The sequence below is a fragment of the Streptomyces sp. NPDC042100 genome (genome assembly GCF_055582325.1).
The window spans coordinates 253605-272243 of record NZ_JBVJDK010000012.1 but is presented as its reverse complement, the minus strand read 5'-3'; the positions used below and the strand labels follow the sequence as shown (position 1 = coordinate 272243).

Here is an 18639-nt window from a genome sequence, read left to right as displayed (position 1 = left end):
CTTCATCAGGCCGGATGGTGCGACATGCACCGAGGTCCTGCGAGCACATCCCTCCTCGTGGGCGAGTGGCAGAGCGTATGCGCACCGTGCCGTGAGCAGAGGGGCTTCCTCGGGCAGGCGGTCGCCACGTGACGACGGCCCCCAGGAGGAAGCTCGCCAGGATCTCGGCCGGGACCCGCCCGTCCAGCGACGAGAGGCACCGTCATGAATACCATCACGCCCGTCCGGGACGCGGCATCCCTGCTCACCCGAGAGGAGTTAGACGGGGTCACGGCCACCGTCCTCGACAACAACCCGGGCATGAGCGAGGCCGACGGCCGGCGGATCGCCGAGGAGGCACTCAAGTTCGTCGCCGCCGCCGCGCAGTTCCCCGGCGGTATGCGCCCGTCCAGGACGGTCGACGAGGGCTGGCACGCCCTGATCCTGCACACGCGTACCTACCAGCGCCTCTGCACCGCCCTGGGGGGCAGGTTCGTCCACCATCTCCCCGAGCGCCCCGATCCCACCCGCCACGACCCGACCGCCTTGCAGTACACCCAGGCCCGCATCGCCGAGGCCGGCTACCAGGTCGACCGAACGCTGTGGCTCGGGCCGTCCACCGGAAGCGTGTCCATCGCCGCCACGTGCGAGCACACGAGCTGCGGCGACGGGAACTGCGAGGCCAACTGCAGCGACGCCCACCCGAACTAGCCGCCCCGACGCTAGGCTGACTCACCGTGAACGCTCTGTGGCAGAACGACGACGCGGACGACCTCCTCGGCCACCTCGCCGAGCTGCGCCGCGCTCGCCGGTTCCTCCGGACCCGTCGCGGCCCCGGCCGCTGCCGTAGCTGCAATGGTGCTCGGCGCGTCGTCCTCGTCGATGCGGACCGCCGGGTGGTGTACAGCCAGCCGTGCCTCGCCTGTACGGGCGACGGCACCGTGCCGACCTCAACGGTTCGGGCCTAGCCGCTCGCTCCTCACGCTCCGGCCGGACACCGTTCCGGCCGGAGCCGCCTCACGTGCCCCCTATGGAAACCGCCCCCGACCTCGGTTGGGGGACCGAGGAAGGGGGCGGTGATCAGGGGCCTCCCCCACGCGGGGGGAGGCGGGTGGGCGTCAGCCCATGTGGGGGTAGCCGTACTCGGTCGGCGGGACCAGGGTCTCCTTGATGGCGCGGGTCAGCGTCCAGCGCATCAGGTTCTGGGGGGCGCCGGCCTTGTCGTTGGTGCCGGAGGCGCGGCCGCCGCCGAAGGGCTGCTGGCCGACGACGGCGCCGGTCGACTTGTCGTTGATGTAGAAGTTGCCCGCGGCGAAGCGGAGCTTCTCCATCGTGTACGCGGCGGCGGCGCGGTCGCCCGAGATGACCGAGCCGGTCAGGGCGTAGTCGGAGACGGACTCCATCTGGGTCAGCATCGCGTCGTACGCCGCGTCCGAGCTGTCGTCGTACACGTACACCGCGAGGATCGGGCCGAAGTACTCGGTCGTGAAGACCTCGTTCTCCGGGTCGGTGCACTCGATGACGGTCGGGCGGACGAAGTAGCCCTCCGAGTCGTCGTAGGTGCCGCCGGCGACGATCGTGCAGGAGGCGTCGGCCTTCGCGCGGTCGATCGCGGCCTTGTTCTTGGCGAAGGAGCGGTCGTCGATGACGGCGCCGATGAAGTTCGACAGGTCGGTGACGTCACCCATGGTGATGCCGTCGACCTCGGCCGCGAACTCCTCCTTGAACCCGTCGTTCCAGATGGAGGCCGGGACGTACGCGCGCGAGGACGCGGAGCACTTCTGGCCCTGGAACTCGAAGGAGCCTCGGGTCAGCGCGGTCTTCAGGATCGCGCGGTCGGCGCTCGGGTGGGCGACGACGAAGTCCTTGCCGCCGGTCTCGCCGACGATCCGGGGGTAGGAGCGGTACTTCTCGATGTTGTTGCCGACCGTCTTCCACAGGTGCTGGAAGGTCTTGGTCGAACCCGTGAAGTGGATGCCGGCCAGGTCGCGGTGGTTCAGGGCCACCTCGGAGACGGCGATGCCGTCGCCGGTCACCAGGTTGATGACGCCCTTCGGCAGGCCGGCCTCCTCCAGGAGCTCCATGAGGAGCACGGCGGAGTGGGTCTGGGTCGGGGACGGCTTCCAGACCACCACGTTGCCCATGAGGGCGGGGGCGGTGGGCAGGTTGCCCGCGATGGCCGTGAAGTTGAACGGCGTGATCGCGTAGACGAAGCCCTCCAGCGGGCGGTGGTCCAGGCGGTTCCACACGCCGGGCGAGTTCGCCGGCGGCTGCTCGGCCAGGATCTGGCGGGCGTAGGCCACGTTGAAGCGCCAGAAGTCGACGAGCTCGCACGGGGTGTCGATCTCGGCCTGCTGGGCGGTCTTCGACTGGCCGAGCATGGTGGACGCGGCCAGCGTCTCGCGCCACGGGCCGGCGAGCAGCTCGGCGGCGCGCAGGATGATCGCCGCGCGGTCGTCGAAGGCCATCGCGCGCCACGCCGGGGCGGCGGCCAGGGCCGCGTCGATCGCGTCCTGGGCGTCCTGCTGGGTGGCGCCGGCGAAGGTGCCGATGACGGCCTTGTGGTTGTGCGGCTGCACGACGTCGACGCGCTCGCCGCCGCCCATGCGCTTGACGCCGCCGATGGTCATCGGCAGCTCGCGCGGGTTGTCGGCCAGCTCCTTGAGCTTGACCTCCAGCCGGGCGCGCTCGGGGGAACCGGGGGCGTAGCCGTGCACCGGCTCGTTGACCGGAGCGGGGACCTGGGTGACAGCGTCCATGGGTCGCGGGACTCCTTCTTGAGGGGTGGTGGGGCTCAGCCCTTGGTGAGGATGGAGCGGACGAAGAAGAGCAGGTTGGCCGGCTTCTCCGCGAGGCGGCGCATGAAGTAGCCGTACCAGTCGGTGCCGTAGGCGGTGTAGACGCGCATCCGGTGGCCCTCGGCCGCGAGCCGGTTCTGCTCCTCGCCGCGGATGCCGTACAGCATCTGGAACTCGTACTCGTCCAGCTTGCGGCCGGCCCGGCGGGCGAGCTCCTGGCCGACGGCGATCAGGCGCGGGTCGTGGGACCCGATCATCGGGTAGCCCTCGCCCTCCATCAGGATCTTCATGATCCGGACGTACGCCTTGTCGATCTCCGGCTTGTCCTGGAGGGCGACCTCGGCGGGCTCCTTGTAGGCGCCCTTCACGATCCGCACGCGCGAGCCGTTGGCGGCGAGGCGGCGGGCGTCGTCCTCGGTGCGGAAGAGGTACGCCTGGATGACGCAGCCGGTCTGCGGGTAGTCCTTCCGCAGCTCCTCGTGGATGGCGAACATCGAGTCGAGGGTGGTGTGGTCCTCGGCGTCGAGGGTGACGGTGGTGCCGATCTCGGCGGCGGCCGCGACGACCGGGCGGACGTTCGCGAGGGCCAGCTCGTGGCCGCTGCCGGGGCCCTCGGGGTCCAGCGACTGGCCGAACATGGACAGCTTCACGGACATCTCGGCGCGGGCGCCCAGGCCCAGCTCCTTGAGGCGCCCGATGAGCTCCAGGTAGGCGTCGCGGGCGGCGTGGGACTGCTCGACGGTGGTGATGTCCTCACCGACCACGTCGAGGGTGACCTCCAGGCCGCGGGCCGCCAGCTCCCGCACGATCGGGACGACGTCGTTCACCGACTCGCCGGCGATGAAGCGCGCCACGACCTGCTTGGTCCCGGGGGCGGCCGACACGAAACGGCGCATCTTGTCGCTGCGCGACGCGGCGAGGATCACGGGACCCAGCACGGGGCACCTCCAGAGGGCAGGGTGACGAAAGGTGCCGTACCCGACCTTCCGTAAGGAACGGGGAACAGCACGAAGAACCACCGTGAAACCTAAGGACCGCTCCGATCGTCCGCCATCTACAGCTGTCACGCATCCGTGGACACGCGCTCAGACATCTGTCTGAAGGACGGTCCGCGCGGTGGGAGAATGGCTCGGTGAAAGGCGACTACCAGGACCTTGTGGACGAGATCTCGGCGCTGCTCGGCGCCCCCGCGACCCTGGAGAACCGTGATTTCGGGCTGATCGCCTTCGGCGCGCACGACAGCGAGGACGACGAGGCCATGGACCCGGTCCGCACCCGGTCGATCCTCACCCGCAAGTCCACCCCCGCCGTCCGCGCCTGGTTCGAGGGCTTCGGCATCACCCGGGCGACCGGCCCGGTCCGCATCCCGGCCGCCCCCGACGCGGGCGTCTTCCGGGACCGGATCTGCCTGCCGGTACGCCATCGGGGTGTGGTCCTCGGCTACGTCTGGCTGCTCGACGCCCAGCCCGGCCCCTCGCACGCGCGGCTCACCGCCGCCATGGAGGTCGCCGCCCGGATCGGCGAGCTGCTCGCCGCCGAGGAGCGGGCCGGCGCCGACCTCTCCCGCGAGCTGCGGGCCGCCCTGACGGCGGAGCGCGGCTGGCAGTACGACATGGCGCTGGCCGCCCTGCGCACCGCCCTCGGCCCGGACGCGGACGGGCTGCACGCCCTGGTCTGCCTGGCCCCCTGGCCCGGCGAGGAGCTGCCGTCCCCGCGTACGGTCCCGGGCGCGGCGGCCCTGTGCACGGTGCCGTGGCGCCCGGCGGCGGCCCCGGGCGGGCACCCCGGCGCGTCCGGCGGCTCCGGTCCGCCCGGCGCCGCCCCCGTCCCGGCGCGCGCGCTCGCCGTGCTGGTCCGGCTCCGCTCGGCCGACAACCTCTCGCCCGCCGTCACCGCCGCCACCCGGCTGCGCGGCCCGGCGGACCCGGCGGCCGTCGCCGGGGTCGGCACGCCCCGGCGCGGGCTCGCGGACCTCGACGCCTCCTGGCGCGAGGCCGGCTCGGCCGCCCGCGCGGCGACCGCCCAGCCGCGCCTGGGCCCGCTCGCGGAGTGGTCCGCCATCGGCCCGTACCGCCTGCTGACCGCCCTCCCGCCGGACGGCCCGGACCCGGCGGTCCGCGCCCTGCTGTCCCCGGCCCACGCCGAACTGGCCCGCACCGCCGAGGTGTTCCTCGACCACGCGGGCCAGGCGGGCCGCACGGCGACGGCCCTCGGCATCCACCGGCAGACCCTCTACTACCGCCTCTCCCGCGTCGAACAGCTCACCGGTCTCGACCTGGACGCGGGCGAGGACCGGCTGCTGATCCACATGGCGCTCAAGGCGGCGAAGCTGTAGGAGCCGGTGGCTCAGGCCCCGACGAGCTCCGCCTTGTTCATGGCGACGGTCGCGGCGGGCGCGTCCGAGCCGAGCTTGGCGAGCTGGCCGGCGGCGCCGATGAGCAGTCCGGCGGCGAACAGGCCGATCAGGATCCTGGTGACACGGCGGCGCTGGGACATGGGACCTCCTGGAGGCGGTGCGGGTCGGGCGTCGGTCCCCGCCATGACACCAGCGGCGGCGGCGCGGACGCGAGCGTTCCGCACCGTTCGTGACCGTTTCCCGACACGGGGGTTCAGCCCCCCTCCCCCATCAGCACCCGCAGCCCCGCCGTGAGGTCCTCGGCGGTCGGGGCGGTGTCCGGGTCGACCACCCACTGGATCATCACGCCGGTGGCGAGGGCCTGGAGGAGGAGTCCGGCGACCCTGGCCCGCTCGGGATCGGCCGCCGGGTCGAGGCCGAGCATCCCCTCCGCCATGCCGAGCCGGCCCTCGCGCTGCGGCTCCTTGATGGCCTCGCGGAGCTTCTCGTCGTCGTCGAGACGGGTGACGACCTCGGTCTGGAGCTTCCAGACCGGGCGGCTGGCCTCGGCGGCGCCGATCAGGCGCTCCCAGACCGCGCGGAAGCGCTCGTACGGATCGGCCGGGAGCCCCGGGCCGTCCCCGGCGTCCGCGCCGCCGATCCGCTCGCCCCACTCCTCGGTCAGCGCGAGGAACGCCTGCTGGAGCAGGGCGTCCTTGGAGCCGTAGTGGTAGCCGATGGAGGCCAGGTTGGTGCCCGAGGCGGCCACCACGTCACGGGCGGTGGTGCGGGCGTAGCCCTTCTCCAGGAGGCAGCGCTTGGCGCCTTCGAGCAGGTCTTCCTTGTGTCCCATGACAGCACTGTACCCGGCTGCTAGACGTCCGTGTAAGACGAGCGTCTAGCGGCCGGGTACGGTGTGCGCGCCGCCCGGGGACCCGGGGGGACGGCGTCAGATCAGGTTGACCGAGCGGGCCGAGGCCGCGCCGATCTCCTCCGCGATCTCGGCGATCACGGTCGCCGGGACGGTGTCGTCGACGGTGAGGACGACGAGCGCCTCGCCGCCCTCCTCGGTACGGGAGACCTGCATGCCCGCGATGTTCAGCCCGGCCTCGCCGAGGATCCGGCCGACCGTGCCGACGACGCCGGGACGGTCCTCGTAGCGCAGCACGACCATGTGGTCGGCGAGCGCCAGGTCCACGTCGTAGTCGCCGACCGCGACGATCTTCTGGAGGTGCTTCGGGCCCGCGAGCGTGCCGGAGACCGAGACCTCCTGGCCGTCGGAGAGCGTGCCGCGCACGGTGACCACGTTGCGGTGGTCGGGCGACTCGGAGCTCGTGGTCAGACGCACCTCGACGCCGCGCTCCTGCGCGAACAGCGGGGCGTTGACGTACGACACGGTCTCGTCGACCACGTCCTCGAACACGCCCTTGAGCGCGGAGAGTTCGAGCACCTTCACGTCGTGCTGGGTGATCTCGCCGTACACCTCGACGTCGAGGCGGACCGCGACCTCGCCGGCCAGCGCGGTGAAGATCCGGCCCAGCTTCTCGGCCAGCGGCAGACCCGGCTTCACGTCCTCGGCGATGACGCCGCCCTGCACGTTGACCGCGTCGGGGACCAGCTCGCCGGCGAGCGCGAGGCGCACCGAACGGGCCACCGCGATGCCGGCCTTCTCCTGCGCCTCGTCGGTGGAGGCGCCCAGGTGCGGGGTGCAGACGACCTCGTCGAGCTCGAAGAGCGGCGAGTCGACGCAGGGCTCCTTCGCGTACACGTCGAGGCCGGCGCCGGCGACCCGGCCCTCCTTCAGCGCCGAGTACAGCGCGGCCTCGTCCACGATCCCGCCGCGCGCGGCGTTCACGATCCGGACCGAGGGCTTGACCTTGTGCAGCGCCTCGTCACCGATGAGACCGAGGGTCTCGGGCGTCTTGGGGAGGTGGACGGTGATGAAGTCGGCGACCTCCAGGAGCTCGTCCAGGGCCAGCAGCTTCACCCCCATCTGGGCGGCGCGGGCGGGCTGCACATAGGGGTCGTACGCGACGATCTTCATGCCGAAGGCGGACATCCGCTGGGCGACCAGGACGCCGATGCGGCCGAGGCCGACGACGCCGAGGGTCTTCTCGCTGAGCTCGACGCCGGTGTACTTCGAGCGCTTCCACTCGCCGTTCTTCAGCGCGGTGTTGGCCTGCGGGATGTTGCGCGCGGTGGCGACCAGGAGGCCGCAGGCGAGCTCGGCGGCGGTCACGATGTTGGAGGTCGGGGCGTTCACGACCATCACGCCGGCCTTGGTGGCGGCGGAGACGTCCACGTTGTCGAGACCGACACCGGCGCGGGCGACGACCCGGAGCTTCTTCGCGGCGGCGATGGCCTCCGCGTCGACCTTGGTCGCGGAGCGGACGAGGATGGCGTCGACGTCGGCGATCGCGGGGATCAGCTCGGCGCGGTCCGCGCCGTTGCAGTGCCGGATCTCGAAGTCCGGGCCCAGTGCGTCGACGGTGGCGGGCGACAGCTCTTCAGCGATGAGTACGACAGGTTTCGAGCTCACGTGAGTCCTCACAGATCCAGTGCGGACGGCCGTCCCGACGGCCGCAGGCGTGGAGGGGGCTTGCCGCGTGAAAGCGCACGACGCTGTGGGCCTGACGCGTATGTTGTTGAGCAGTGTAGTGGTGCGTCGGCGCACGTCGTACGCCTCGTTGGAAGGATCACCCGTCCGTGGTTGGACGGGGTGTCCAACGTTGTGGCACGGGGCCGGACACCCTGTCCGGCCCCGCACCGAGGGGCTTACGCCTCCTCGTCGTTCACCCAGCTCATGAGCTTCCGCAGCTCCTTGCCGGTGGTCTCCAGGAGGTGCTGCTCGTCCTGGGTCTTGTACTCGTTGTACTTCTTCAGACCGCCGTGGTACTCGTCCATCCAGTTCTTGGCGAAGGTGCCGTCCTGGATGTCGGTGAGGACCTTCTTCATCTCGGCCTTGGTGGCGTCGGTGATGATCCGCGGGCCGGTGATGTAGTCGCCCCACTCGGCGGTCTCGGAGACGGACCAGCGCATCTTCTCCAGGCCGCCCTCGTACATGAGGTCGACGATGAGCTTCAGCTCGTGCAGGCACTCGAAGTAGGCGATCTCCGGCTGGTAGCCCGCCTCGACCAGGGTCTCGAAGCCCGCCTTGACGAGCGCGGAGGCGCCACCGCAGAGGACGGCCTGCTCGCCGAAGAGGTCGGTCTCGGTCTCCTCGGTGAAGGTCGTCTTGATGACGCCGGCGCGGGTGCCGCCGATGGCCTTGGCGTAGGAGAGCGCCAGCGCGAAGGCGTTGCCCGTCGCGTCCTGCTCGACCGCGGCGATCGCGGGGACGCCTCGGCCCTCCTCGTACTGACGGCGGACCAGGTGGCCCGGGCCCTTCGGGGCGACCAGGGCGACGTCCACGTTGGCCGGGGGCTTGATGAAGCCGAAGCGGACGTTGAAGCCGTGGGCGAAGAACAGCGCGTCGCCGTCCTTCAGGTTGCCCTTGATGGACTCCTCGTAGACCTGGGCCTGGATCGGGTCCGGGATCAGGATCATGATGACGTCGGCCTCGGCCGCGGCCTCGGCCGGGGTGACCACGCGCAGGCCCTGCTCCTCGGCCTTGGCCTTGGACTTGGAGCCCTCGTGCAGACCGACGCGGACGTCGACACCCGAGTCACGGAGCGACAGCGCGTGGGCGTGGCCCTGGCTGCCGTACCCGATCACGGCGACCTTGCGGCCCTGGATGATGGACAGGTCGGCGTCGGCGTCGTAGAACAGCTCGGCCACTGGGTATCTCCTTGAGGTGCTGGTGTTGCGTCCCACCGTACGGCGGGGTGCGGGAGGAAGGTTTTCGGGTCTCGTCAGGCGGACCGCCGGATGGACCGGCGGCCGGTGCCCGTCGACTGCCGGGAGCGTCAGGCGCTGCGGTCGAGGGCCCGCAGGGACCGGTCCGTGATGGACCGGGCGCCACGCCCTATGGCGATGGTGCCGGACTGGACGAGCTCCTTGATGCCGAACTGCTCCAGCATCTTGAGCATCGCTTCGAGCTTGTCACCCGATCCGGTGGCCTCGATGGTGACCGCCTCGGGCGAGACGTCCACGGTCTTCGCGCGGAAGAGCTGGACGATCTCGACGATCTGGGAGCGGGTCTCGTTGTCGGCGCGGACCTTCACCAGGACGAGCTCGCGCTGGATCGCGGCGCTGGGCTCGAGTTCGACGATCTTCAGGACGTTGACCAGCTTGTTGAGCTGCTTGGTCACCTGCTCCAGCGGCAGGTCCTCGACATTGACCACGATGGTGATGCGGGAGATGTCGGGGTGCTCGGTGACACCGACGGCGAGCGAGTCGATGTTGAAGCCGCGGCGGGAGAACAGCGCGGCGATCCGGGCGAGGATGCCGGGCGTGTTCTCGACCAGGACCGAGAGCGTGTGCTTGGTGGACATGGTGTGGGTCACTTCCCTTGACTCTTCGGCTTCGCTCGTCAGTCGTCTTCGCCGTCGCCGAAGTCGGGGCGGACGCCCCGCGCGGCCATGACCTCGTCGTTGGAGGTGCCGGCGGCGACCATCGGCCAGACCTGGGCGTCCTCGTGGACGATGAAGTCGACGACGACCGGGCGGTCGTTGATCGCGTTGGCCTCGGCGATGACCTTGTCGAGGTCCTCCGGGGACTCGCAGCGCAGCGCGACACAGCCCATGGCCTCGGACAGCTTGACGAAGTCGGGGATGCGGGTGCCCCGGGCCTGCGGGTTGACGTCGTCCGGGCCGGAGTGCAGGACCGTGTTGGAGTAGCGCTGGTTGTAGAACAGCGTCTGCCACTGGCGGACCATGCCGAGGGCGCCGTTGTTGATGATGGCGACCTTGATCGGGATGTTGTTCAGGGCGCAGGTGGCCAGCTCCTGGTTGGTCATCTGGAAGCAGCCGTCGCCGTCGATCGCCCAGACCGGACGGTCCGGCTGGCCGGCCTTGGCGCCCATCGCGGCCGGGACCGCGTAGCCCATCGTCCCGGCGCCGCCGGAGTTCAGCCAGGTGGCCGGGCGCTCGTAGTCGATGAAGTGGGCGGCCCACATCTGGTGCTGGCCGACGCCGGCCGCGTAGATGGTGTCGGCCGGGGCGAGCTGGCCGATGCGCTGGATGACCTGCTGCGGCGAGAGGCTGCCGTCCTCCGGCAGGTCGTAGCCGAGCGGGTAGGTCTCGCGCCAGCGGTTCAGGTCGCTCCACCAGGCGGTGTAGTCGCCCTTGTGGCCCTCGCTGTGCTCGGCCTGGACGGCCTGGACCAGGTCGGCGATGACCTCGCGGGCGTCACCGACGATCGGGACGTCGGCGGTGCGGTTCTTGCCGATCTCGGCCGGGTCGATGTCGGCGTGGACGATCTTGGCGTACGGGGCGAAGCTGTCCAGCTTGCCGGTGACGCGGTCGTCGAAGCGGGCGCCGAGGGCGACGATCAGGTCGGCCTTCTGCAGCGCGGTGACGGCGGTGACCGAGCCGTGCATGCCGGGCATCCCGACGTGCAGCGGGTGGCTGTCGGGGAACGCGCCCAGCGCCATCAGGGTGGTGGTGACCGGGGCGCCGGTCAGCTCGGCCAGGACCTTCAGCTCGGCGGTGGCGCCGGCCTTCAGGACGCCGCCGCCGACGTACAGGACCGGGCGCTTGGCGCCGGTGATCAGCTTGGCGGCCTCGCGGATCTGCTTGGCGTGCGGCTTGGTCACCGGGCGGTAGCCGGGCAGGTCGGTCTGCGGCGGCCAGCTGAAGGTGGTCTTCGCCTGCAGGGCGTCCTTGGCGATGTCGACCAGGACCGGGCCCGGGCGGCCGGTGGAGGCGATGTGGAAGGCCTCGGCGATCGTCCGCGGGATGTCCTCGGCCTTGGTGACCAGGAAGTTGTGCTTGGTGATCGGCATGGTGATGCCGCAGATGTCCGCCTCCTGGAAGGCGTCCGTGCCGATCGCCTTGGAGGCGACCTGGCCGGTGATCGCGACCATCGGGACGGAGTCCATGTGGGCGTCGGCGATCGGGGTGACCAGGTTGGTCGCACCGGGGCCGCTGGTGACCATGCAGACGCCGACCTTGCCGGTCGCCTGGGCGTAGCCGGTGGCCGCGTGGCCCGCGCCCTGCTCGTGGCGGACCAGGATGTGGCGGACCCTCTTCGAGTCCATCAGCGGGTCGTACGCCGGGAGGATGCAGCCACCGGGGAGACCGAAGATGGTGTCCGCGCCGACCTCTTCGAGAGAGCGGATGAGGGACTGCGCACCGGTGACGTGCTCGACGGTGGGGGCGGGCTGCGCGCCGTTACGGGGCCGCGGCTGCGGATGGTGCCCGGTGGCCTGCTCGGTCATCAGCATTCTCTTCTCGAAGCAGAGGGTTTTTGCGAGGGTTTGGTACGTCTTCGGGGGGATCCGGTGCAACAAAAAACCCCTCGTGCCGGGAGGCAAGCGAGGGGAGCGCGTCGGAGCGTTACAGGCGGGCCTTCACTGGCCCTGCCTCAGCCGACGCGCTTTCCAAGTACGAGAATTCGGGTGCGCATGGCACTGACCCTCCACCCGACGCGCGGTTACTGTCAAGTGGGTGGGATGGGCGTCTCAACATGTGAGCGCAACGAGGGACCGTTTCCGGCGGTCACCGGGACCGCTCCGGGCAGCGGATACTCGTCCCGCACCAGCGCGCGGCGCAGCCGGTACTCGTCCAGCGGACCGGCGAAGGCCATGCCCTGGCCGTGGGTGCAGCCCATGGAGCGCAGGGCCAGCACCTGCTCCGGCATGTCCACTCCCTCGGCCACCGACTGCATCCCGAGGTCGCCGGCGATCCGGAGCAGACCACTGGTGATCTTGCGCAGCCTGGCCGACTCCACGATGCCCTCGACCAGGCCCCGGTCCAGTTTCAGTATGTCGACCGGGAGCCGGCGCAGAGCGTTGATGGCGGCGTGTCCGCTGCCGAAGCCGTCCAGGGCGATCCGCACCCCGAGGCGGCGCAGGGCGGCGAGGCGCTGCTCCAGCTCGTCGAAGCTGACCCGGGGGTCGCGGGGGTCGCTTTCGGCCAGCTCGATGACGAGGGAGCCGGAGGGCAGGCCGTGCCGGGTCAGCAGGGCCTCGATCGAGCCCAGCGGGAGCGAGCGGTCGAGCAGCCGTCGGGCGGAGAGCCGGATGGTGACGGGGGTGCGGTGGCCGATGCCGGCCCGCTCGGCGGCCTGCTCGACGGCCTCTTCGAGGAGCCAGCGGCCGAGCTCGGCGGTCCGCTCGCCGTCGTCGGAGACCCGGAGGAACTCGGCGGGCGTGAAGAGGATGCCCTGGGCGGAGCGCCAGCGGGCCTGGGCGGCGACGGCGGTGATCCGGCCGGTGCTCAGGTCCACCACGGGCTGGTGCAGCAGGGCGAACTCGCCGTCGTGCAGCGCGGTGCGCAGCCGGGCGGCGAGCTCGGTGCGGCGGACGATCTCGGCCTGCATCTGGGGGGCGTAGAGCTCGACGCGGTCCTTTCCGGCGGCCTTGGCCCGGTACATGGCGAGGTCGGCGTTGCGCAGCAGGTCGCCGGCGCCGATACCGGGCTCGGCGAAGGCGACGCCGATGGAGGCGGCGACCCGGACCTCGTTGGCCGCGTCCACGCGGTACGGCTGGGAGAGCGTGACCCGCAGCCGGTCGGCGATCTCGAACACCTGGCACTCGCGGGCGGCCCGGTCCCGGTGGCCGTCGCCGAGGATGAGCGCGGCGAACTCGTCGCCGCCGAGCCGCGCGGCGGTGTCCCCGGCCCGGACGGAGTCCTGGAGCCGGCGGGCGGCCTGGACCAGCAGCTCGTCGCCCGCCTGGTGGCCGAGCCGGTCGTTGACGCCCTTGAAGCCGTCGAGGTCGATGAAGAGCACGGCGGTGCCGGGGTCGGAGGAGCGCCGGCCGCTGAGGGCGCCGCGGACCCGCTCGGTGAACAGCGCCCGGTTGGGCAGGTCGGTGAGCGGGTCGTGCTCGGCGTTGTGCCGGAGCTGGGCCTGGAGGCGGACGCGCTCGGTGACGTCGCGGCTGTTGAAGATCAGGCCGCCCTGGTGCCGGTTGACCGTGGACTCGACGTTGAGCCACTCGCCTCGGCCGGAGCGGAAGCGGCACTCGATCCGGGTGGTGGGCTCCTCGCACGGAGGCGCGGCGAGGAAACGGCGCACCTCGTGGACGACGGCGCCGAGGTCCTCGGGGTGGATGATCGAGGCCAGCTCGGAGCCGACCAGCTCCTCGGCCTCGCGCCCGTAGACCCCGGAGGCGGCGGGGCTCACGTAGCGGAGTATCCCGGTGGGCGCGGCGATCATGATGACGTCGCTGGAGCCCTGCACCAGGGATCTGAAGTGGTTCTCCTTCTGGGCCAGTTCGTGGGTGAGGGCGATGTTGTCGAGCAGCATGATGCCCTGGCGCAGCACCAGGGCGAGCACGACCGTGCAGCCGGTGAGGACGACCACGCGGTCCACCCGGCGGCCCTCGACGACGTTGTACAGGATGCTCAGCGTGCAGACGGCCGCCGCGAGGTACGGCGTGAGGGCGGCGAGCGAGCCGGCGAGGGGGCGGCTGTGCGGGTGCCGGGCGCGCTGGACGCGCGGGGCGGCCGGGTCAGCGGCGCGCCGGGCGCCCCAGGGGGCGTAGGCCAGCAGCAGGGAGCCGCCGAACCAGCCGGCGTCGAGGAGCTGGCCGGAGCTGTAGTGCTCGCGGAGCAGCGGCGAGGTGAAGAGGGCGTCGCACAGGACGGTGAGGGCGAGGGCGGCGATGGCGGTGTTGACCGCGGAGCGGTTGAGCGCGGAGCGGCGGAAGTGGAGGGCGAGGACCATGCTGACGAGGACGATGTCGAGCAGCGGATAGGCCAGGGAGAGCGCGGAGCGGGCGACGCTCTCGCCCTCGGCGACCTCGACCCGCGCGGTGTGCGCGAGGGCGAGGCTCCAGGAGAGGGTGAGCAGGGAGCCCCCGATGAGCCAGGCGTCGAGTGCGAGGCAGACCCAGCCGGCCCGGGTCACGGGTTTCTTGGCGAGGACCAGCAGGCCGACGATGGCGGGCGGGGCGAAGAGTAAGAAGCACAGGTCGGCCAGCGAGGGGCTGGGCACGTCGACGGCGAGGACGACCTCGTACCAGCCCCAGACGGCGTTGCCCGCGGAGGCCATGAAGGAGGAGAAGGCGAAGAGCAGCCAGGCGGGGCGGAAGCTGCCGCGGTGGCGGCGGGCGTAGAGGAGGCAGGAGACGGCGGCGGCGAGCGCGGCGGCGCTCAGCCCGAAGTCGCCCATGACCAGGGCGAGCTCCTCGGAGCCCCAGCCGAGGGCGGCGCCGGTGGCATAGCCCCCGCAGACCAGGCCGAGGCCGATCTGGGTGAGGACTCCCCCGGCGCCGGGTCCCTGGCGGCCGGAGCCGGAGCCGGAGCCGGGCGCGCCGAGGCCGGGGCGGGTCCCCGTCCGGTCGCCCGGGGGCCGGTGGTGGACGAGGGCTCCGGGGGCGCTCACCGCGGCCTCCGGGTCCTCGCCGGGGTGCCCGTGGGCGCCGGGTCCGCAGAGGCTCTCGGCCTCGTCGGGGCGGGGCACGGCGTGGCCGCAGGAGGCTCCGGCGTCCTCCGGGCCGGGGGCGGTGTCCCAGCCGCCCGGCGCGCCGCCGGGCGGTGCGGCCGGGGCACGGCCGGCCCGGGGCACCGGGACGCCGGGGGCGCCCCGGCCCCCGCCCGGCGCGGCGGGGTCCGGCGCGGCGGGGGCGGTGTCGGTGGCTGGGCCGGGGCCGGTCGCGGCGGACCGGCGGCGGCCCGGCGGGGCCGGCTGCTCCGGCAGGGCGGCTGCGGGGCGCGGGCGGGGCGCCGAAGGCCCCGCCGCGTCGGATTCTCGCTCGCTCGGGCGTGCTCCACCCGTCACCCCCCTCGGATTCTGATGACCCGTCACTTCGCTCCCCAGCGTCTGCCCGTCCTTGGCGCAGTCCCCCGCTCCGGGACGATACACCAGGATCGTCACTCAGGGACAGGGTCGCAGTACTCTCCGTGACGGTCTGGGGGGCGCGTGCCGATCGCGTGCCGGGAGCGCGCGTCTCAGGTGGTCAGGACCAGGTTCGCGGGCTCCTCCCCGGCGGCGAACCGCTGGAGCTGCGCGGCCAGCAGGCGCTTGGCGCGCGGCATGAACGCCGAGGTGGAGCCGCCGACGTGGGGGCTGATGAGCACGCCGGGCGCGTGCCACAGGGGGTGTCCGGCGGGCAGCGGCTCCGGGTCGGTGACGTCGAGCGCGGCGGTGATCCGGCCGCTCTCCGCCTCCTTCAGCAGCGCGGCGGTGTCCACCACGGGCCCGCGGGCCACGTTGACCAGCAGCGCCCCGTCCTTCAGCCGGGCCAGGAAGCCCGCGTCGGCGAGGTGGCGGGTCTCCGGGGTGAGCGGCGTGGACAGCACGACCACGTCGGCCTCGGGCAGCAGCGCGGGCAGTTCGGCCAGCGGGTGTACGGGACCGCGCTCGGTTGCACGCGCCGAGCGCGCGACGCGCACGATCCGGGCGCACTCGAAGGGGGCGAGGCGGTCCTCGATGGCGGCGCCGATCGATCCGTACCCGACGATCAGCACGGTCTTGTCGGCGAGCGCCGGGTAGAAGCCCGCGCGCCACCGCTCCGCGTCCTGGCCCCGGACGAAGCCGGGGATGCCGCGCAGCGAGGCGAGGATCAGGGCGAGGGTGAGTTCGGCGGTGCTGGCCTCGTGGACGCCCTTGGCGTTGCAGAGGCGGACGCCGGGGCGCAGCCGGTCGATGCCGGGCGTCACGTGGTCGATACCGGCGGAGAGCGTCTGCACGACCCGGACGGAGCTCATCCCGGCGAGCGGGCGGACCGCGATCTCCTCGCCCTTCATGTACGGCACGACGTAGAACGCGCAGCGCGCGGGATCGGCGGGGAACTCCGGTCCGCCGTCCCAGAGAAGGTAGTTCAGGCCCGACGCGCCCGGCGCGGGGAGTCCCTCGATCTCGGCGGCGGGGATCGGAAGCCACACGTCAGCGGCGGTGTCATCGAACGTCATGACCGGGAGGCTATGCGAAGAACCACGCGCGCCATTGGTTACTTTGGGGGGCGGCACAGGGAGGGGTACGGGCGGGTGGAGCGCAGGACGATCGGGGCGACGGCGCTCGGTGTGGGTGCGGTGGGCCTCGGATGTATGCCGATGAGCTGGGCGTACAGCGGTTCGGAACGGCGCGGTGACCGCTCGCTGCGGACCGTGCACGCGGCGCTGGACGCCGGGACGAGCCTGCTCGACACCGCCGACATGTACGGGCCCTTCACCAACGAGCTGCTGCTGGGGCGGGTGTTGAAGGAGCGCCGGGCGGACGTCTTCGTGTCGACGAAGTGCGGGCTGCTCGTCGGCGGCGACCAGCACGTCGTGGCCAACGGGCGTCCCGGGTACGTGCGCAGGGCCTGTGACGCCTCGCTGCGGCGGCTCCAGACCGATGTGATCGACCTCTACCAGCTCCATCGCGCCGACCCCGAGGTGCCGGTCGAGGAGACCTGGGGCGCCATGGCCGAGCTGGTGCGCGCGGGCAAGGTGCGGGCGCTCGGGCTGTGCGCGGTGGGCGCGCGGGCGCGGCGGCGGGGCCGGCCGGGCTGCGGCTACGAGGGAACGATCCGGCAGCTTGAGCGGATCCAGCAGGTCTTCCCCGTCGCGGCGGTCGAGGCGGAGCTGTCGGTCTGGGCGCCGGAGGCGCTGGAGCGGCTGCTGCCGTGGTGCGCGGACCGGGGCGTGGGCTTCCTCGCCGCGATGCCGCTGGGCAGCGGCTACCTGACCGGGACGCTCACCCCGGGCGGCGGCTTCGAGGCGGACGACCCGCGGGCCCGGCACCCGCGCTTCACGGCCGAGATGATGGCGGCCAACCAGCCGCTGATCGCGGGGCTGCGGCGGGTGGCCGCCCGGCACGGCGCCGGGGTGACCCCGGCGCAGGTGGCGCTGGCGTGGGTGCTGGCGCGCGGTCCGCACGTGGTGCCCGTCCCGGGCGCGAAGCGGGAGCGCTGGGCGGTGGAGAACGCGCGCGCGGCGGAGCTGGTGCTGAGCGGGGCGGACCTGGCGGAGATCGCCGCGCTGCCGCCCGCGCGGGAGTCCTGGGACTGATCGGGGCCCCGCGCGGGGGCCGGTATCAAGCCGGAGCCCCCGGACGGACGGGTCCCGCGCCGGGCCCGGTACCGAGCGGAAGCCCCGGGACTGAGCGATCCCGCGCGGGGCCGGGTATCCGGCCGGAGCCCTGGGACTGACCGGTCCCGCGCGGGGCCGGGTATCCGGCCGGAGCCCTGGGACTGAGCGATCCCGCGCGGGGCCGGGTATCCGGCCGGAGCCCTGGGACTGAGCGATCCCGCGCGGGGCCGGGTATCCGGCCGGAGCCCCTGGGACTGACCGGTCCCGCGCGGGAGCCGGTTGGCGGTGGGGCCGTGTATCAAGGGAGGGAGACCGTCGCCGGAAGGGACCGGGAGCATGGGCCGAAGCCGAGACCGAGCCGTCCTGGCGGGCGCCGCCGCCGTACTGCTGCTGGCCGCCGGGTGCGCCGCGCCGTCGGAGGGGGGTGCGGGCCGCTCGTCGGCCCCGGCGCCCACGGCGGACGCGGCGCCGTCGGTGTCCCCGGGCGGGGTCCGGGCCGCCGGGGTGCTCACCCGGGACCTGAAGTCGCCTTGGGGGCTCGCCGAGCTGCCCGGCGGGGACCTGCTGGTGTCCTCGCGGGACGAGCGGACGCTGACCCGGGTCGACGCGCGGACCGGGCGGCAGACCCCGCTCGGCGTGGTCCCCGGGGTGGTGCCGGGCGGCGAGGGCGGGCTGCTCGGGGTGGCCGTGCGGGACGGCTGGGTGTACGCGTACCTGACCTCGGCCACGGACAACCGGATCGTGCGGATGCGGTACGGCGGCGGGGCGGGCGACCGGCCCGGCGCGCCCGAGCCGGTGCTGACCGGCATCCCCAAGGGGTTCGTCCACAACGGCGGGCGGATCGCCTTCGGGCCGGACGGGATGCTGTACGCGGGGACCGGGGAGACCGGGCGGACCGGGCTGGCGCGGGACAAGGGCTCGCTCGGCGGCAAGATCCTGCGGATGACGCCGGAGGGCCGTCCGGCCCCGGACAACCCCTTCCCGGGCTCCGTGGTCTACTCGTACGGGCACCGGAACGTCCAGGGACTGGCCTGGGACCCGGCGGGGCGCCTGTGGGCGTCCGAGTTCGGCCAGAACACCTGGGACGAGCTCAACCTGATCCGGCCGGGGCGCGACTACGGCTGGCCGGTCGTGGAGGGCCGCGCGGGCCGGGCCGGGTACACCGACCCGGTCGCCCAGTGGCCCACGGCCCAGGCCTCGCCGAGCGGCGTCGCGTACGCGCGGGGGGCGGTCTGGATGGCCGGGCTGCGGGGCGAGAGACTGTGGCGCGTACCGCTCTCCGGAGCGGAACGTTCCGGAGAGCCCCGGGCGTTCCTGACGGGTGAGCACGGGCGGCTGCGCACGGTCCTGGCGACCGGCGACGGCTCCCGGCTCTGGCTCGTGACGAGTGAGACCGACACCCGGGGCACCCCCGGGCCCGGTGACGACGAGATCCTCCGGCTGGAGGTCGGGTAGGAGGGCGAGG

General features: G+C 72.7%; 14 protein-coding genes. 4 read left to right on the top strand and 10 right to left on the bottom strand.

Going from position 1 to position 18639, the window contains the following annotated elements:
• The first annotated feature begins 204 nt into the window (after positions 1 to 204).
• A complete protein-coding gene (locus ACZ6J5_RS26795; protein WP_469395656.1) occupies positions 205 to 690 on the top strand; it encodes a glycine-rich domain-containing protein in 486 nt (161 codons plus the stop codon).
• Between the two features lie 407 nt (positions 691 to 1097).
• On the opposite strand, the gene pruA is transcribed toward ACZ6J5_RS26795, so the two are convergent.
• Positions 1098 to 2738, bottom strand: coding sequence for an L-glutamate gamma-semialdehyde dehydrogenase (gene pruA, locus ACZ6J5_RS26790; RefSeq protein WP_469395654.1), 1641 nt, complete (start codon positions 2736 to 2738; stop codon positions 1098 to 1100).
• Between the two features lie 35 nt (positions 2739 to 2773).
• The gene (locus ACZ6J5_RS26785; protein ID WP_469395652.1) at positions 2774 to 3715 is read right to left on the bottom strand and encodes a proline dehydrogenase family protein; all 942 of its coding nucleotides are present in this window, start codon (positions 3713 to 3715) and stop codon (positions 2774 to 2776) included.
• 194 nt (positions 3716 to 3909) lie between these two features.
• On the opposite strand from ACZ6J5_RS26785, the gene ACZ6J5_RS26780 reads away from it, so the two are divergent.
• Positions 3910 to 5112 carry a PucR family transcriptional regulator gene (locus ACZ6J5_RS26780; RefSeq protein ID WP_469395650.1) on the top strand — a complete coding sequence of 401 codons (1203 nt, stop codon included), beginning with the start codon at positions 3910 to 3912 and terminating at the stop codon, positions 5110 to 5112.
• An 11-nt stretch (positions 5113 to 5123) separates the two neighbouring features.
• On the opposite strand, the gene ACZ6J5_RS26775 is transcribed toward ACZ6J5_RS26780, so the two are convergent.
• The 8 genes from ACZ6J5_RS26775 to ACZ6J5_RS26740 form a co-directional block, all read right to left on the bottom strand.
• On the bottom strand, positions 5124 to 5273 hold the full coding sequence (locus ACZ6J5_RS26775) for a hypothetical protein (RefSeq protein ID WP_469395648.1): 150 nt from the start codon (positions 5271 to 5273) through the stop codon (positions 5124 to 5126).
• 113 nt (positions 5274 to 5386) lie between these two features.
• Positions 5387 to 5965: a TetR/AcrR family transcriptional regulator gene (locus tag ACZ6J5_RS26770; RefSeq protein WP_469395646.1), complete on the bottom strand. Its 579-nt coding sequence runs from the start codon at positions 5963 to 5965 to the stop codon at positions 5387 to 5389.
• A gap of 96 nt (positions 5966 to 6061) precedes the next feature.
• The gene (gene serA, locus ACZ6J5_RS26765; RefSeq protein ID WP_469395644.1) at positions 6062 to 7651 is read right to left on the bottom strand and encodes a phosphoglycerate dehydrogenase; all 1590 of its coding nucleotides are present in this window, start codon (positions 7649 to 7651) and stop codon (positions 6062 to 6064) included.
• Positions 7652 to 7887: 236 nt separating this feature from the next.
• Positions 7888 to 8889 (bottom strand): ketol-acid reductoisomerase, encoded by a 1002-nt coding sequence (gene ilvC, locus ACZ6J5_RS26760; RefSeq protein ID WP_362470349.1) that lies wholly within the window; start codon positions 8887 to 8889, stop codon positions 7888 to 7890.
• A 128-nt stretch (positions 8890 to 9017) separates the two neighbouring features.
• Positions 9018 to 9545 (bottom strand): acetolactate synthase small subunit, encoded by a 528-nt coding sequence (ilvN, locus tag ACZ6J5_RS26755; protein ID WP_362470351.1) that lies wholly within the window; start codon positions 9543 to 9545, stop codon positions 9018 to 9020.
• Positions 9546 to 9583: 38 nt separating this feature from the next.
• Complete coding sequence (locus ACZ6J5_RS26750) at positions 9584 to 11431, bottom strand: acetolactate synthase large subunit (RefSeq protein WP_469395642.1); 1848 nt, start codon at positions 11429 to 11431, stop codon at positions 9584 to 9586.
• Positions 11432 to 11652: 221 nt separating this feature from the next.
• Positions 11653 to 14409, bottom strand: coding sequence for a putative bifunctional diguanylate cyclase/phosphodiesterase (locus ACZ6J5_RS26745; RefSeq protein ID WP_469395712.1), 2757 nt, complete (start codon positions 14407 to 14409; stop codon positions 11653 to 11655).
• A 701-nt stretch (positions 14410 to 15110) separates the two neighbouring features.
• A complete protein-coding gene (locus tag ACZ6J5_RS26740; protein ID WP_469395640.1) occupies positions 15111 to 16073 on the bottom strand; it encodes a 2-hydroxyacid dehydrogenase in 963 nt (320 codons plus the stop codon).
• Between the two features lie 75 nt (positions 16074 to 16148).
• Here ACZ6J5_RS26740 and ACZ6J5_RS26735 point away from each other — a divergent pair, with 75 nt between their 5' ends.
• Together ACZ6J5_RS26735 and ACZ6J5_RS26730 are read left to right on the top strand one after the other, a co-directional pair.
• Positions 16149 to 17153, top strand: a complete 1005-nt coding sequence (locus tag ACZ6J5_RS26735) for an aldo/keto reductase (RefSeq protein ID WP_469395638.1) — start codon at positions 16149 to 16151, stop codon at positions 17151 to 17153.
• 357 nt (positions 17154 to 17510) lie between these two features.
• The gene (locus ACZ6J5_RS26730) at positions 17511 to 18629 is read left to right on the top strand and encodes a PQQ-dependent sugar dehydrogenase (protein WP_469395636.1); all 1119 of its coding nucleotides are present in this window, start codon (positions 17511 to 17513) and stop codon (positions 18627 to 18629) included.
• Positions 18630 to 18639: the final 10 nt, after the last annotated feature.

What these genes read in the sequence shown, in the direction of transcription:
- ACZ6J5_RS26795 (WP_469395656.1), top strand. Translation starts at nt 205, where the DNA reads ATGAATACCATCACGCCCGTCCGGGACGCGGCATCCCTGCTCACCCGA.
- pruA (WP_469395654.1), bottom strand. Translation starts at nt 2,738, where the DNA reads ATGGACGCTGTCACCCAGGTCCCCGCTCCGGTCAACGAGCCGGTGCAC.
- ACZ6J5_RS26775 (WP_469395648.1), bottom strand. Translation starts at nt 5,273, where the DNA reads ATGTCCCAGCGCCGCCGTGTCACCAGGATCCTGATCGGCCTGTTCGCC.
- ACZ6J5_RS26770 (WP_469395646.1), bottom strand. Translation starts at nt 5,965, where the DNA reads ATGGGACACAAGGAAGACCTGCTCGAAGGCGCCAAGCGCTGCCTCCTG.
- ilvN (WP_362470351.1), bottom strand. Translation starts at nt 9,545, where the DNA reads ATGTCCACCAAGCACACGCTCTCGGTCCTGGTCGAGAACACGCCCGGC.
- ACZ6J5_RS26750 (WP_469395642.1), bottom strand. Translation starts at nt 11,431, where the DNA reads ATGACCGAGCAGGCCACCGGGCACCATCCGCAGCCGCGGCCCCGTAAC.
- ACZ6J5_RS26740 (WP_469395640.1), bottom strand. Translation starts at nt 16,073, where the DNA reads ATGACGTTCGATGACACCGCCGCTGACGTGTGGCTTCCGATCCCCGCC.
- ACZ6J5_RS26730 (WP_469395636.1), top strand. Translation starts at nt 17,511, where the DNA reads ATGGGCCGAAGCCGAGACCGAGCCGTCCTGGCGGGCGCCGCCGCCGTA.